General features: G+C 64.0%; 13 protein-coding genes. 5 read left to right on the top strand and 8 right to left on the bottom strand.

Annotated features, from left to right (window positions below):
• Nucleotides 1-13 precede the first annotated feature (13 nt).
• Nucleotides 14-1,948 (top strand): alkyl/aryl-sulfatase, encoded by a 1,935-nt coding sequence (locus UP09_RS12375; RefSeq protein ID WP_044538435.1) that lies wholly within the window; start codon nucleotides 14-16, stop codon nucleotides 1,946-1,948.
• Between the two features lie 153 nt (nucleotides 1,949-2,101).
• On the opposite strand, the gene UP09_RS12380 is transcribed toward UP09_RS12375, so the two are convergent.
• From UP09_RS12380 to UP09_RS12405, 6 genes are all read right to left on the bottom strand, one after another.
• Nucleotides 2,102-2,806 carry an ABC transporter ATP-binding protein gene (locus UP09_RS12380; protein ID WP_044538436.1) on the bottom strand — a complete coding sequence of 235 codons (705 nt, stop codon included), beginning with the start codon at nucleotides 2,804-2,806 and terminating at the stop codon, nucleotides 2,102-2,104.
• Complete coding sequence (locus UP09_RS12385; protein WP_044538437.1) at nucleotides 2,799-3,542, bottom strand: ABC transporter ATP-binding protein; 744 nt, start codon at nucleotides 3,540-3,542, stop codon at nucleotides 2,799-2,801. The genes UP09_RS12380 and UP09_RS12385 overlap by 8 nt, the downstream gene beginning before the upstream one ends.
• Before the next feature lie 9 nt (nucleotides 3,543-3,551).
• A complete protein-coding gene (locus UP09_RS12390) occupies nucleotides 3,552-4,538 on the bottom strand; it encodes a branched-chain amino acid ABC transporter permease (protein WP_044538438.1) in 987 nt (328 codons plus the stop codon).
• A complete protein-coding gene (locus tag UP09_RS12395; RefSeq protein ID WP_044538439.1) occupies nucleotides 4,538-5,407 on the bottom strand; it encodes a branched-chain amino acid ABC transporter permease in 870 nt (289 codons plus the stop codon). Before UP09_RS12395 ends, UP09_RS12390 begins: the two co-directional genes overlap by 1 nt.
• 16 nt (nucleotides 5,408-5,423) lie before the next feature.
• A complete protein-coding gene (locus UP09_RS12400; protein WP_044538440.1) occupies nucleotides 5,424-6,677 on the bottom strand; it encodes an ABC transporter substrate-binding protein in 1,254 nt (417 codons plus the stop codon).
• A 256-nt stretch (nucleotides 6,678-6,933) separates the two neighbouring features.
• Nucleotides 6,934-8,001 carry a glycosyltransferase family 4 protein gene (locus UP09_RS12405; RefSeq protein ID WP_044538441.1) on the bottom strand — a complete coding sequence of 356 codons (1,068 nt, stop codon included), beginning with the start codon at nucleotides 7,999-8,001 and terminating at the stop codon, nucleotides 6,934-6,936.
• A 326-nt stretch (nucleotides 8,002-8,327) separates the two neighbouring features.
• Between UP09_RS12405 and UP09_RS12410 the strand changes: the two genes are divergently transcribed.
• The 4 genes from UP09_RS12410 (at nucleotide 8,328) to UP09_RS12425 (ending at nucleotide 14,223) form a co-directional block, all read left to right on the top strand.
• Nucleotides 8,328-10,091, top strand: a complete 1,764-nt coding sequence (locus UP09_RS12410) for an ABC transporter ATP-binding protein (RefSeq protein WP_044538512.1) — start codon at nucleotides 8,328-8,330, stop codon at nucleotides 10,089-10,091.
• Between the two features lie 69 nt (nucleotides 10,092-10,160).
• Nucleotides 10,161-12,362 (top strand): amylo-alpha-1,6-glucosidase, encoded by a 2,202-nt coding sequence (locus UP09_RS12415; RefSeq protein WP_044538442.1) that lies wholly within the window; start codon nucleotides 10,161-10,163, stop codon nucleotides 12,360-12,362.
• Nucleotides 12,363-12,415: 53 nt separating this feature from the next.
• Entirely contained in the window at nucleotides 12,416-12,898 is a 483-nt protein-coding gene (locus tag UP09_RS12420) for a PRC-barrel domain-containing protein (RefSeq protein ID WP_197082658.1), read from the top strand.
• Between the two features lie 5 nt (nucleotides 12,899-12,903).
• Nucleotides 12,904-14,223 carry an MFS transporter gene (locus tag UP09_RS12425; RefSeq protein ID WP_502689044.1) on the top strand — a complete coding sequence of 440 codons (1,320 nt, stop codon included), beginning with the start codon at nucleotides 12,904-12,906 and terminating at the stop codon, nucleotides 14,221-14,223.
• Nucleotides 14,224-14,232: 9 nt separating this feature from the next.
• On the opposite strand, the gene UP09_RS12430 is transcribed toward UP09_RS12425, so the two are convergent.
• Nucleotides 14,233-14,691 (bottom strand): GNAT family N-acetyltransferase, encoded by a 459-nt coding sequence (locus UP09_RS12430; RefSeq protein WP_044538515.1) that lies wholly within the window; start codon nucleotides 14,689-14,691, stop codon nucleotides 14,233-14,235.
• Between the two features lie 160 nt (nucleotides 14,692-14,851).
• Nucleotides 14,852-15,571, bottom strand: coding sequence for an outer membrane protein (locus UP09_RS12435; RefSeq protein WP_044538443.1), 720 nt, complete (start codon nucleotides 15,569-15,571; stop codon nucleotides 14,852-14,854).
• Between the last annotated feature and the right edge of the window lie 141 nt (nucleotides 15,572-15,712).

The following is a 15,712-nucleotide window of genomic DNA, read 5'->3' on the forward strand; positions in this document are numbered from 1 at the left end:
GGAGTAAACGACCATGACGACAGCCGATACTTCGCAACAGACTCCGAAGGCCGCATCCGCCTCCGTTATCGCGCAGCACGAGGCGACGCTGAAGGCGCTGCCGTTCTCCGATGTCAGGGATTTCGACGATGCCGCGCGCGGCTTCCTCGGCACCATCGAGAATGCGAAGATCGCCTCCGCGCAGGGGCGGACGGTCTGGAGCCTCGAGCCTTACGGCTTTCTGTCTGATGAGAACGCGCCGCCATCCGTCGATCCCAGCCTGTGGCGGCAGTCGCGGCTCAACATGCATCATGGCCTGTTCGAGGTGGTCCCTGGCGTCTACCAGGTGCGTGGGCTCGACATCGCCAACATGACGCTGATCGAAGGCGACAAGGGCGTCATCGTCGTGGATACGCTGACCTCGATCGAGGGGGCGCGCGCGGCGATGGAGCTGTATTTCCAGCACCGCGGCAAGCGGCCGGTCGTGGCCGTCATCTTCAGCCACACTCATACCGACCATTGGGGCGGCGCGCGCGGCGTGATCGACGACGAGATGCTGGCGGCCGGCGTTCCGATCATCGCGCCAAACCTGTTCATGGAGCACGCGGTTTCCGAGAACATCATTGCGGGGCCGGCAATGCTGCGCCGCGCGCAATACCAGTTCGGGCCGTTCCTGACCAAGGGCGTGCGCGGCCAGGTCGATTGCGGGCTCGGCAAGACCATGGCGGCGGGCTCCGTGGCGTTGCTGCGGCCGACCGATCTGATTATTGCGACCGGCGACGTCAGGATCATCGACGGCGTCGAATTCGAATTCCAGATGGCGCCGAACAGTGAAGCGCCCGCGGAGATGCATTTCTTCCTGCCGCGCTACAAGCTTCTGAACCTCGCGGAGAACTGCACGCATAATTTCCACAATCTGTTGCCGTTCCGCGGCGCCGATGTTCGCGACGCGCTGGCCTGGTCGAAATATCTCGGCGAGGCGCTGCAGATGTGGGGCGGCAAGGCCGAGGCGATGTGCGGCCAGCATCACTGGCCGGTGTGGGGGCGCGAGCGCATCGACACCATGATCCGCCAGCAGCGCGATCTCTACAAATACGCGCACGACCAGACCATCCGGCTGATGAACCACGGACTCAATGCGGCCGAGATTGCCGAGACGATCCGCCTGCCGCAGAGCCTCGAAGGCGCCTGGCACGGCCGCGGCTATTACGGCCATATCAGGCACAATGTGAAGGCGATCTACCAGAAGTATCTCGGCTGGTACGACGCCAATCCGGTCAACCTCGATCCGCTGCCGCCGGTCGAGTCAGGCAAGAAATATGTCGAGTACATGGGCGGCGCCGACGCGATCCTGAAACGTGCTGAAGCAGATTTCGCCAAGGGCGAATTCCGCTTCGTCGCGCAGGCGGTCAGCCATCTCGTGTTTGCCGAGCCGGATAACCAGGCGGCGCGCGCGATGCTGGCAGACACGTTCGAGCAGCTCGGCTACGCGGCGGAAAGCTCGACCTGGCGCAACGCCTATCTGTTCGGCGCGCAGGAATTGCGCCAGGGTATGCCGAAGACGCCGCCGCGCGCCCCGATGCCGCGCGAGACACTGGCTGCGTTGCGAACCGAGCAGCTGTTCGACGTGCTCGGCGTCCGCCTCAACGGTCCCAAGGCGGAGGGCAAGCGCATCGTGCTGAACTGGAATTTCACCGATGCCGGCGAGAGCTTCATCTTGAATCTCGAGAATGCGGCGCTGACCTACGTCAAGGGCGCGCAGGCGGGCGATGCCCATGCCAGCTTCACGCTGGCGCGCGGCACGCTCGACGAGATCGTCGCCAAGCTGACCACGTTCCCGGACGCCGTCGGCGCCGGCAAGATCAAGGCCGCGGGCGACCCGATGCGGCTCGCCGAATTGATGGCGCTGATGGACGAGTTTCCGCGGATGTTCGAGATTGTCGAGCCGAAACGGACGGTGGTGGTGTGACAGTCGTCATTCCGGGGCGCGCCTCTTGGCGCGAGCCCGGAATCCATCAGGCCGCAGGCCCCGTGGGCGTATGGATTCTCGGATGCGCAATTGCGCATCTTAGTTCTCGCTGACGCGAGCCCCGGAATGACGAGGGTGGAGCGTGATCCCGCCTCAAATCCCCAGATACGCCGCCTGCACCTGCTTGTTGTTGGCAAGCTCGGTGCTGGTGCCGTGTATGATCACATTGCCGCTTTCCAGCACATAGGCGCGCTGCACCAGCGACAGTGCGCGGCTGACATTCTGCTCCACCAGGAGGATCGCGGTGCCCATCTTGTGGATCTCGCCGACCTTCTCGAAGGTCACGTCGGTCATCACGGGTGCGAGGCCCAGCGAGGGTTCATCGAGCATCAGGAGGCGCGGCTTGAGCATCAGCCCGCGGCCGACCGCGAGCATCTGCTGCTCGCCGCCGCTCATGGTTCCCGCAAGCTGCTTCCTGCGGTCGGCGAGGCGCGGGAAGATGTTGTAGACGAGTTCCATCGTGCGCGCCCGATCCGCCTTGGCCTTCGGCACATAGGCGCCGATCTCGAGGTTTTCCTGCACGGTCATCTCCGGAAAGACCTGGCGGCCCTCTGGGACATGCGCGATGCCGAGTTCGGGAATCCGATACGGCGGCAGCGTGGCGAGATCGACGCCATCGAAGGTGACCTTGCCCGCAAACAGTTTGACGAGGCCGGACACGGCGCGCAGCGTCGTGCTCTTGCCGGCGCCGTTGGCCCCTAACAGACCGACGGCTTCGCCCTCGCCAATGGAGATGCTGACGTCGGTGATGGCCGGGACCGAGCCGTAGCTGGCGCTGACGCCTGTGAGCTCAAGCATTGGCGTCTCCCGGCGGATGCACGTAGGAGCCGAGATAGGCGCGGATCACTTCGGGGTTCCCCACGATCTCCTTGGGCGTGCCCTCGGCGATCTTCTGGCCGTGGTCGAGCACGACGATGTGGCGGGCCACCGCCATGATCGCGCGCATCACATGTTCGACGATCACGATGGTCAGGCCCGCGGTGGAAAGTTTCTTGATCAGCGCGACCGCCTGGTCGATCTCGGACGGGTTGAGCCCGGCCATGACTTCGTCGAGCAGCAGGATCTTTGGCTGCGTCGCCAGCGCGCGGGCCATCTCCAGCCGGCGCTGGTCGATTGTGGTGAGGTCCTTGGCCGCCGTCTGTTCCCTGGCGCCGAGGCCGACGAAGTCGATCGCCTTGAGCGCCTTTTGCCGCGCAGCGGCAACGTGCCGGTCGCGCAGGAAGGCGCCGGTCATCACGTTGGCGAGAACCGTCATCGCGCCGAACGGCTTTGCCACCTGGAAGGTGCGGGCCATACCGAGCGCACAAACGTCATGCGGCCGCAAGCCCACGACCTCCTTGCCGAAGGCGAGCACCGAGCCGGAGTCCGGGCGATGGAATCCGGTGATCAGGTGAAAGCTGGTGGTCTTGCCGGCCCCGTTCGGTCCGATCAGTGCGACCGTCTCGTTCTCCTGAACCGAGAAGCTGACGTCCTGCACGGCGCGCAGGCCGCCGAAGCGCTTGCTGAGACCCTTGATGACCAATGCGTCCGCCATCGTCTGCCCTTACACACGCGCCGGCTTGCGCCTGAAATAGCGTTGATAGGCTTCACGGGCGACGCCGATCAGCCCCGTCGGCCGCCACAGGATCACCGCGATCAGGATCACGCTGTAGACGGTGAGCTGGATGCCGCCGACCGAGCTGCCGAGCCAGCTTTGCAGCAGCGCCGACGTGGTCTCCAAGAGCACGGTGCCGATCACAGGTCCCCACAGCGTGCCGATGCCGCCGACGATCGACACCAGCGCGGCCTCGATCGAGACGCTGAAGCTGAAGGCGGTCGCGGGATCGATGAAGTAGATGTACTGGGTGTAGAAGGTGCCGGCGAGCGCGGTCAGGAACGCGCTGATCAGGTAGATGTCGCGCTTGATCTTCGGCGCGTTGACGCCGATGGCTTCCGCCGCGTCCTCATCCTCACCGATCGCGACGAGGTAGTAGCCCATCCACGATCTCTCGATCAGATGGGTGACCCACAGGCCGACGACCAGCAGGCCGAGGATCACGTAATAGTACGATGCCTTGTCCTCGAACTGCATCATCAGCGGGGCGCTGCCGAGGTTCGGGATCGTGGTGCCCTCGGCGCCCCAGGCGAAGTCGCGGAATTTCAGGAAGATCAGCATCAGCACTTGTGCCGTGGCGATGGTGGCGATGGTGAAATAGGGGCCGCGCAGGCGGAAGCAGAGCCAGCCGATCGGCAGGCTCGCCAGCATCGCGACCACGCCGCCGGCGATCATCCCGATCCAGGGCGAGATGCCGTAGTTCACCTGCATGATGGTCGAGGTGTAGGCGCCGAGGCCGAAATAGGCGGAGTGCCCGAGCGACAGCTGCTTGGCGTAGCCGCCCATCAGGTTCCAGGCGACGCCGATGAAGGAGAACAGCAGGATGCGGATGAGGATGTCGACTGCAAACGACGAGGTGATGAGCTGGGGCAGGGCGATCAGGACCACGGCGGCCAGCGCGAGCCACAGCCACTTCATTTTCCCGGAGGTCAGCATCAGCGGCCTCTCCTGGCGCCGAGGCCGGTGGGCTTGAAGGCGAGCGTCAGCAGCAGCATCGCGAACACCACGATCAATCCGGAATCGGCGCCGACGAACTGGATACCGAGCGATTCGGCGACGCCCATCATCAGGCTGGCGACCAGCGCGCCGATCACATTGCCGAGCGTGCCGAGCACGACCGCGACGAACGCCATCAGCACGAAGGTCTGGCCGACGAACGGATAGGCCGAATAGAACGGCATCAACAGCGATCCGGCGGCACCCGCCAGCGCCAGCGCGGCGCCGAATGCGACCGCGAACACGCGGTTGGGATTGATCCCCATCAGCATCGCGACATCGCGGTTCTGCGATGCCGCCCGCATTGCCCGGCCGAGATCGGTGGTGTGCAGGAACAGCCAGAGCAGGCCGCTGAGCGCCATCGCGACGCCGAATGCGATCAGTTTTGCCACGGGAACGTAGAGCCCGCCGAAATGCAAGGCTTCGTCCGAATAGGAGGTGTGGACGGTGCGGTAATTCGCGGTGAAGAGCATCAGCGCAAGGTTCAAGAGCAACAACGACAGCGCGAAGGTCAGGAAGATCTGCGGCATGTCGTTCGGCCCCAGCACCCTGCGGATCAGGAAATGCTGGATCAGCACGCCTACGACAAACAGCACCGGCATCGAGACGACCAGCGAGACCAAGGGATCGATGCCGAACTGGGTGGCGAGGAAGAACGAGATGTACATTCCAATCATCACGAATTCGCCCTGGGCGAAATTGACGATCTTGACCACGCCGAAGATCAGCGTGACGCCGATGCTGACGAGCGCGTAGATGCCGCCGATGAGCAGGCCGTTGATCACGGCCTGGACCAGTGTCTCCACCATGGGATGCGACCAGCGTTCAGGTTTTCATCAGTGGAGCGCGGGCGTCTTCCTTCGGGAAGACGCTGACGAGATCGGTGTTTTGCCACTGCACGCCGACCGGACGGCCGTAGACGTTCTTGCCGTCGGGCCCGAACTTGACCTTGCCGCCGGGCGCCATCGCCGCGTAACCCGATGAGACGTCGAGCGTCGAGAGCGCGTCGCGCACCTTCTTGGGATCGGCAGACGCTGCCCGCTCCAGCGCGTCAGCCAGCATGAAGGTCTGCGCCACCAATCCGCCGGCATATTCGAACGCGAAATCCCCGGTCCGCTTCTTGAACTCGACGTTGACCTTCTGGGCCTCGTCGCTGACATCGTGATTCCAGTGCGCAACGCCCTGCAGGCCCTCGGCGGCCTTGCCGACATTCTTGTAGAAGTCCGGCATCACGAAGCCGCCGGATCCGCCGTTGATCGCGACATTGAGTCCGACCTGCTTGACGGTGCGGACGATCAGGATGAGGTCGTTGAGATAGGAGAGCGAGAACAGCGTGTTGGCGCCGGAGGCTTTGACCTTGTTGATCAGCGGGCTCGCATCGGTGAAGCCAGCCGAGTAGGGCTCGAACATCACGATCTCGACGCCTTCCCCCGGCGCCTGTTCCTTCAGGCCATTCGAGGTCGAGGTGCCGAACGCGGTGTTCTCGAAGATGACGGCGACCTTGGCCTGATCGCTGACCAGCTTGGCCATCTGCAACTGCGCCTTGGCGAACTGCGAGGCGCGCGCGAACGGCGTGAAGGTGTAGGTGCGGCCCTTGTTGAGCTGGTCGGAGCTCGAGCCGGTGATGATCGGGACCTTGGCGCGCTCGCAGACTTCGCTTGCGATCAGCGTCAGCGCGCTGGCATAGCAGCCATGGATCGCCGAGAGCTTGTTGCCCGATATCAGGCGGTCGGTCTCGGTGCGGGTCACCGTGGTGTCGCTCTGCACGTCCGAGATGATGAGATTGAGCCTGGCGCCGCCGAGCGATTTGATGCCGCCGGCCTCGTTGACCATTTCGACGGCGAGCTTTGCTGCGGCGACGCAGCCAGTGCCGATCTGCGCCATGCTGCCGGTGGTCGGATAGAGCGCGCCGATATTGATCGGGTCGGCGGCCCAGCCTCGCAGCGGGACGGCACCGAACGCACCGGCGGCGAGGACACCGCCGGTCCTGACCAGGAATTTGCGGCGGTTCAGCTTCTTCTGTGAGGCTTTGGCCGGAGCGGCATTATTAATGGCCGAAGGCCTGCGGTTCCCTGTCATGGTGTTCCCCCTGCGCGACCGCGGTACGGCTGTTCCGTCCGTTCGCTTTTTTATTTTTGATCAAGCGGGCGCATAAGAGCACGTAATCCGGCAATCGCAAAGGCGATATCGGCGCGAGGCGGCGTTGCCGCGTGCATCGCAGCAATCACACGAAACGTGGTCGTCCGCAGTACTATTATTGACAATCGAATGACCCGACAGACCGGCGGCACGTGTCTGCCAGCCCGCCGGATCATTCGATCGGCCGCTGCAACTCTTACTCGGCGCTCGCCACCAGCTTGAAGCGTGGCTTGGCTTCCATCAGGCTGCGATAGGCGGCGAGATAGTCGAGCGCCATGCGGCGTGCGGTGAAGCGAGTCTCGAACTGCTTGCGGATGGCGTCGCGGTTGAGCGTGCCAAGGCGACCGACGGCTGCGACGGCGCTGATCTCGTCCTCGACGATGAAGCCGGTCAGGCCATCGTCGATCACTTCAGGCACCGAGCCGCGGTTGTAGGCGATGACCGGCGTGCCGCAGGCCATCGCCTCGATCATGACGATACCGAACGGCTCCGGCCAGTCGATCGGAACCAACAGGCCGATCGCACCGCTGAGAAAATCCGGCTTCTCGCGGTCGCTGATCTCGCCGATGAAATCGACCAGCGGATTGTTCGTGATCAGCGGCTTGATCAACTCGTCATAATAGTCCTGATCGGCGCGATCGACCTTTGCCGCGATCTTCAGGGGAATGCCGCAGCGGGTCGCGATCTTGATCGCGCGGTCGACGCCCTTCTCCGGCGCGATGCGCCCGAGCACGGCGAGATAGGACGGCTTGGCTGGCTGTGGCGTCAGCAGGTTCTCGGGCAGGCCGTGATGAATGGTGCGCACCCAATGCGCCTGCGGGACCGGCCGCCGCTGCGCATTGGAGATCGAGATGACCGGGATTTTGGAGAACGTGTTGAAGACGGGTTGATGCTCGGGCAGGTCGAGCCGGCCGTGCAACGTGGTCAGGAACGGCGTCGGCTGTCGGTGGAACAGCGACCACGGATAGTAGTCGAGATGGAAGTGCAGGAAGTCGAACTCGTCATCGTCGCATTTCTGCCGGACGCGCTCCAGCATCACCATATGCAGCGCATTGGCATCGCGGACGGAACCGTCGAGGCGTAGTGCCTTGGGCCAGGTCGCATCGAGCTTCGCTGATGTCTGGGAATCGCCGCTGGCGAACAAAGTGACGTCATGGCCGAGCGCGACAAGTTCTTCGGTCAACCAGTGCACGACCCGTTCGGTGCCACCGTAGAGTTTGGGGGGAACAGCCTCCGTCAGCGGGGCCACCTGCGCGATGCGCATGTCTCCGTCTCCTGTGTGTGATGTGGATGAACAAGAACCCTTAGCCCTTTGATGGCACCGGTATGCCGAGACGGGAACGTTCTCGCACGTGCGAGGTTCCTTATGGGTGTGAGATCTGCCGCTCCTTCCTTCCTTCACACTCTGGTCTTGCTGATGCCATCCCGCTCCAACAGGTTTTGCCGACGGCACCGTTGCAAAATTGTTGCGCAGTGATGGCTGCACCAAGGATTCGACACGCCGCTCTTCACGTCATCGTGCACGGGAAACTTAAGTAAAAAGATCCCGTTCACCCTCAACGGGTCTCTCAACAGGCTTTGCAGGACGTCATGGATCATCTGTCAGGATATGCGCACCGTCCCCTTCCCTTCGTGCTGCGCTATCTGCGCCAGCGTCTCAGCGCGCATGTTGTAATTTTGTCGGCCGTCGTTGCGGCTGTTGCCTGTTCGGTGGGCACGCAATACGGCGTGAAGAGTCTGGTCGATGCCCTGTCCGCCGGTCCGTCATACGCTGGTGGCGTATGGCTGGCATTCGCTCTGCTCATGTCGCTGATCGCCGCCGACAACTTCCTGTGGCGGATTGCTAGCTGGACCGGGAGTTTCACCTTTGTCGGCGTCACCGGCGACCTTCGCCGCGACATGTTCCGTCATCTCACCGGCCACGCGCCGAGCTATTTCTCGGATCGCCTGCCGGGCATGCTGACCAGCCGCATCACCGCGACCTCGAATGCGGTCTTCACCGTCGAGAACATGTTCGTATGGAACGTGTTGCCGCCGTGCATCGCGACCTTCTCGGCGATCGCGCTGATTGGAACCGTCAGCCTGACGATGTCGGCCGTGCTCGTGCTGATATCGGGAACCATGGTGCTGGCAATGTTCCATTTGGCCGCCGCCGGCAAGCCGTTGCATGACGAATTCGCCAACAAGGCTGCGGCGGTCGACGGCGAAATGGTCGATGTGATCAGCAATCTGCCGCTGGTGCGGGCGTTCTGTGGGCTTCGCTACGAGCACGATCGCTTCGATGCGACGGTGAATCGCGAAGTCGTCGCGCGCGGCCGTTCCCTGCGCTATCTGGAGAAACTCCGCCTCACTCACGCCGCCGTGACCGTGGTGCTGACCATCGCAATGCTGGCCTGGGCCATCAATCTCTGGCAGCAGGGCGCGGCGACCACCGGCGATGTCGTGCTGGTCTGTACGCTTGGCATCTCGATCCTGAGCGCCACCCGCGATCTTGCCGTTGCGCTGGTCGACGTCACCCAGCATGTCGCGCGGCTGACCGAGGCGCTCGCGACGCTGCTGCAGCCGCATGAGCTGAACGATCACCCGGAGGCCGAACCCCTGGTGAAGAGCGGCGCGGCGATCGCCTTCAACAACGTGACGTTCGGTTATCCCGGCGGCATGCAGGTGTTCGAACGCTTCAGCCTGCGCATCCAGCCCGGCCAGAGGGTCGGCCTGGTCGGTCAGTCCGGCGGCGGCAAGTCCAGCCTGTTCACGCTGCTGCAGCGCTTCTACGACGTCGAGCAGGGCAGCATCACGATCGACGGCCAGGACATTTCCCGCGTCACCCAACTCAGCCTGCGCGAGGCGATCTCCGTGGTGCCGCAGGACATCTCGCTGTTCCATCGCTCGATCATGGAGAACATCCGCTACGGCCGGCCGAACGCCTCCGACGACGAAGTGCTGCGGGCGGCGGTCGCGGCACGCTGCGACTTCATCGAAACCCTGCCGGAGGGCATGGACACCATCGTCGGCGATCGCGGCATCAAGGTTTCCGGCGGCCAGCGGCAGCGGATCGCGATCGCGCGCGCCTTCCTGAAGGATTCGCCGATCCTGCTGCTGGATGAAGCCACCGCCGCGCTCGACGCAGACTCCGAGGAAGCAATCCGCGAGGCGTTGTCGCGGCTGATGCGCGGGCGTACGGTGGTAGCGATCGCGCATCGCCTCGCGACGCTGCGCAATTTCGATCGCGTGGTGATGCTGCAGGGCGGCCACATCATCGAGGATGGTCCGCCTGACCTACTCGTGAAGGGCAAAGGGCCGTATCGCGACCTGGTTGCGCGCGAAATGGGCCGTCTCTCTGCCAGCGCGGCCTGAGCCTGCGTCATCCAACGTCCTTGCGTTCCGGTGCGTTCGTCGCAGCAATGAAAGTCGCCCGAGGATCAGATGGCAGCCGATGTCGTTACGCAGATCAGCGCTCGCATCACCGAGCAGATTGTCATGGAATCGCCGTTCTACATTCCAATGACCGGGCCCGCGGCGCGGCCGCGGCGTTCGCTCAAGCATGACGACACCTTCATCGTGCTCGACAGCCATGGCGACATCGGCGCCTCGGCCGGCGGCCCGGACGGGCTGTTCAACGCCGACACGCGCTACCTGGCGCGGCTGGAGATGGTGCTGGACGAGGTGCAGCCGCTGCTGCTCGGCTCCAACATGCGCGACGACAATTCGGCTCTGACGGTCGACCTCACCAATTCGGACGTCTACCGCGACGGTCGCCTGGTGCTGCAAAAGGACACGCTGCACATCGTGCGCTCGATCTTCCTGTGGCGCGGCACCGCCTATCAGCGCATCGGCGTGCAGAATCACGGTGAAAGTCCCGCGAGCGTCGATCTCACTTTGCTGTTCGACAACGACTTTGCCGATTTGTTCGAGGTGCGCGGCGAGCGCCGTCCGCGGCGCGGCGTGGGCGCGAACAAGCTGCTGGGGCCGACCGATGTCGTGCTGGAATATTGCGGCCTCGACGATCAGTCGCGGATAACCGCGCTGCATTTCGAACCGCGGCCGACCCGGCTGTCGGTGAACGCGGCGACCTATCATCTGGACCTCGCGCCGGGGCAGGTGACCTCGCTGTTCGTCGCGGTCTCCTGCAACAAGCCGATCATGCAGAAGCCGGTGCCGTTCTTCCGCGGTCTGCTGGCGCATCGCCGCGAGATGCGGACATTGACGGCAGGTGCTGCCAGTATCGAGACCTCGAACAACATCTTCAATGAGGTGCTGTGCCAGGCGATGGCCGACCTCAACATGCTAATGACCGAGACACCGCAGGGCCGCTATCCCTATGCCGGCATTCCCTGGTACTCGACGACGTTCGGCCGCGACGGCCTGATCACCGCGATGCAGATGCTGTGGATCGACCCGCGGATCGCCAAGGGCGTGCTGAAGCGGCTGGCCTTCTTCCAGGCCAAGACGGTCGATCCGCTGGCCGATGCCGCGCCCGGCAAGATACTGCACGAGATGCGCGGCGGCGAGATGGCGGCGCTGCGCGAGGTGCCGTTCGCGCAATATTACGGCAGCGTCGATTCGACGCCGCTGTTCGTGCTGCTGGCCGGGCTCTATCTCGAGCGTACCGGCGACGAAGAGACGCTGCGCGAGCTGTGGCCTGCGGTCGAAGCCGGATTGCAGTGGATCGACGGGCCGGGCGATCCGGACCGCGACGGCTTTGTGGAATATCAGCGCGCCACCGAGCAAGGCCTGCAGAACCAGGGCTGGAAGGACTCCTTCGACGCCATCTTCCATGCCGATGGCCGGCTGGCCGAAGGATACATCGCGCTGTCGGAAGTGCAGGGTTATGTGTTTGCGGGCAAGCGGCTCGCGGCACGTGCGGCGCGTCGGCTTGGATTTGCCGACAAGGCCGTGAAACTCGAAGCCGAGGCCGAGCGCCTGCGCGAACGGTTCGAGGCGGCCTTCTGGTGCGAGGAGCTCGGGACTTATGCGCTGGCGCTCGACGGCGCCAAGCAGCAGTGCAAGGTGCGTACGTCCAATGCCGGCCAGCTACTGTTTTCCGGCCTCGTGAGCGAGGATCGTGCGCGATTGGTCGCGGCCGACCTGATGAGCCCAAAGTTCTTTTCGGGCTGGGGCATCCGCACCGTCGCGGTCGGCGAAGCGCGCTACAACCCGATGTCCTATCATGACGGCTCGATCTGGCCGCATGACAACGCGCTGATCGCGCTGGGTTTAGCGCGTTATGGCCTGAAGCATTCGGTCGCGCATCTGTTCAAGGGATTGTTCGACGCTGCCAGCTATATGGAGCTGCGGCGGCTGCCGGAGCTGTTCTGCGGCTTCCGCCGCGAGCGCCGGCGCGGCCCGGTGCTTTATCCGGTCGCCTGCGCGCCGCAGGCCTGGGCGAGTGCAACGCCCTTCACCCTGCTGGAGGCGGCGCTTGGGCTCGAATTCGACACCTCACGCGGCGAGATTCGCCTGCGTAACCCGCGGCTACCGGAATTCCTCAACGAGGTGGTGTTGCGCGATCTGCGGCTCGGCGCCTCCAGCGTCGACTTAAGGCTGCGCCGTCACAATGGCGAAGTGTCGCTCGAGGTGTTGCGGACGCGCGGGCAGATCCAGGTCTCGATCGTGCTGACGCATTGAGCGTCGTCGCGCCGCTGCCTCGCGTGAGGCCAGAAATATTGTGGGAGAATTTGATGCGTTCGAGAATCCTGTTCACGCTCGTCGCGGTGGCGTTGCTGGCATCTGCCGGCGTCCGCGCGGCTGATGATTCGGCCCCTCCACCGGCCACGGCCGCACCGAAGGAACTGGCAAAGGAACCGACGCTGCCGCCGTCCGTTACAGTCATTGGAGCCCGCGACGCGCACGGCATTCTCGGGCGCGCCGTGCTTGGTGCGGCCAATGAGGACATGGGCCGTATCGTCGACGTCATCGTCGACCGCGACGGCAAGGTTCGCGCCGCCGTGATCGATTTTGGCGGATTTCTCGGCGTCGGTAGCCGCAAGATCGTGGTCGACTGGAACGCGTTGCGGTTTGCCGGCGTCTCCAACAAGAGCGACAGCATCTCGCTGGATTTGACCAAGCAGCAAGTGAGCGCGGCACCCGAATACAAGGAAGATACGCCGCTGATCGTGCTGGGCGCGGCTGGAAGCCTCCACCCGTGGGATGACGAACACTAGGGGGAATGAAGCTGGTCGCGCGTCCGAATTCCGTCGAGATGGTTGGCGACGGTCGTGGCAAGCGTTCAGCCGGCGGCGGCAACATTGTGCCGCTGGCTCTGGATAAACCCGGGCCCGAAGGGCCGCGCACGCCGTCGCGCGAAAGCCAGCACGGGCTCGACTGGTTCATCTTTTTCCTGGCCGACGTGCAGACCGGCTTCGGCCCGTTCGTCGCGGTCTATCTGACGACGCAGAAATGGACCCAGGTCGAGATCGGCTTTGTGCTCTCGATCGGCGGCGTGATCGGCCTGCTCGGCCAGATGCCGGGTGGCGCGATCGTCGATGCGGCACGCTCGGAGCGGGTCGTCGCGGGGTTTGCGGTGGCCGCCATCGGCATCAGCGCGCTGGCCTATGCGCTGTGGCCGATCTTCCCCGTGGTGGCGCTGGCCGCGACGCTGCACGCGCTCGCAAGTTGCGTGCTGGGTCCGGCGATCGCCGCCATCAGCCTCGGCCTGGTCGGGCCGCTTGCGATCGGGGAGCGGTTGGGGCGCAACGCGCGGTTCGCCTCGCTTGGCAACGGTTCGGCCGCGGCGCTAATGGGCGCCTGCGGCTATCTGCTGTCGAGCCGCTCGGTGTTCCTCGTCACCTTCATTCTCGCGATCCCAACCTTGCTATCGCTGTCGCGGATACGCGAACGCGAGATCGACATCGCGCAGGCCCATGGCGCGGTGACGCGCGAGAAGCCGGACAAGAAGGCGACCAGCGTCTGGAGCCTGGTGTGCCAGCGGCCGTTGCTGATCTTTGCCGGCAGCATGCTGCTGTTCCAGCTCGGCAATGCCGCGATGCTGCCGCTGATGGCCGGCGTGGTGACGACACGGTCGAGCCAATGGGCGCCGATCCTGATCGCCGCCTGCATCATCGTGCCGCAGGCCATCGTGGCACTGGCGTCGCCATCGGTCGGCCGCAAGGCACAGGCCTGGGGCCGGCGGCCGCTGCTGCTGATCGCGTTCGCTTCGCTCGCGGTCCGCGGTCTGCTGTTTGCGACGGTGACCGATCCCTATCTGTTGGTCGCCGTGCAGGTCTTCGACGGCATCACCGCCGCTGTTTTCAGCGTGATGGTGCCGCTGGTGGTGGCCGACGTCGCCTTCGGCAGCGGCCATTTCAACCTGGCGCAGGGCATCGTCGGCACCGCGGTTGGCATCGGCGCTTCGCTCAGCACGATCCTGGCCGGCTATGTCAGCGACAAGCTCGGCAGCAGCACGGCCTTCATGGGGCTCGCCAGTGTCGCCGCACTTGGGCTCGTGGTGATCTGGCTGGCAATGCCGGAGACACGGCGCACGGCGTGAGGACCAACGTTAGAGCGTCAGCTTGTAGCCTATGTGGCTATCGACGAAGCCCAGCCTGTCATAGAAGCGGTGGGCATCAGAGCGTGTTTTGTCGGTCGTCAGCTGAACGAGATTGCAGCCTCTGGCTCTGCACTGGTCGATCGCCCACTCGAACATCTGCTGCCCAACGCCGGATCCCCGGTGCGTCTCCGCAATTCTGACCGCCTCGATCTGTCCGCGCCAGGCGCCCTTACGCGCCAGTCCGGGGATGAAAGTAAGCTGAAGGGTACCAATCACCTCGTCGTTCGAGGTCGCCACCATCTGCAACTGATTAGGATCGGCAAGAATGGCCTGAAACGCGTCGATATAGTTCGGGTTCGGTGGAGAGCTGGCGTCCTCCCGTTGCCGTCCCAAAACATCGTCCGCCAGGAGAGCAACGATCGCTGGCAGATCGGCCGCTTGAGCGCGGCGGAAACCGATGTGCGTCATTGAGCAGATCTCCATGGAGAAAAAGGGCGCAGTCTCCCTATCATCTCTCGCAAGGGAGTCGCTTCATACTTTCGGGATCATGCCCTACGCGGCCCGCGGCCCGATCAGCTTCTTGTAGAGCGCTGTAGCAGGCCGCCGGCGCGACGAACCACGGAGGATGTCAGAAGCGATAGTTCACGCCGGCGGTCGCCGCATGAATTTGATCTCGGACGACAGTGCCGATGACGGCAACAAGCGGGACTGCATTCGTCATCGTCATGCTTTGCGTGCCGAAGTCGTAATAATTGTATTCCACATTCGCCGACCAGTGCGGTGCGAATGCCCATTCCACGCCGCCCCCAACTGTCCAGCCGGTTCGGACTGACGTCGCGCTCGGATCGACGGCTACGCCTGTCGGAAGCGTTTGGGGAAGTTCGTCCCGTTCGCGGGTCCAGCCGACGCCGCCGCGCGCATAGACAAGCCAGCGCTCCGCATAGACATAGCCAAACCGCGCCGTTGCGGAGGCAAGGAAGTCGTTGGTGGTGATGAACTGCGTGGGCGTGAGCACCCCCGTGAAGGGATTCAGGATGAAGGCGGCATGTGTGCTCCGCATGCTGCTCCAGGCGGCGCGGCCCTCAGCACCGATCACCCAGTTCGGCGCAAACTGGTAGTCACAGCCGATCTGGCCGCCGCCAACGAAGCCATCCCCGTCATAGTTTACTCTGGTCCCTAAGCGATCATCGCTGACCGTGCCGCCGACATGGCCGCCCACATAGCAGCCGGTCCAGGTGAATTTGATCGGGGGGGCAGCGGGAGCCTTGAGAGCAAGATCGGCTGCAGATGCGGTCGTTGTGACCAAGGCGATCAGTGCGGCGCAGAAAAGGGCGTTTGCATTTGGCATTCCAACCGGTCCAAGACATTCACGTGGAAGTGGTAGCACACAGAAGCGCACTCGTATGTTGCCTGTCGGCAACGTAGCCTGGATTTGTCGGTTGCTATTTGTGTCTGATCCTGAAGGTCCGGGCGGGTCGAGAGGTGCAGG

This window comes from Bradyrhizobium sp. LTSP885 (assembly GCF_000938305.1).
GTDB lineage: Bacteria > Pseudomonadota > Alphaproteobacteria > Rhizobiales > Xanthobacteraceae > Bradyrhizobium.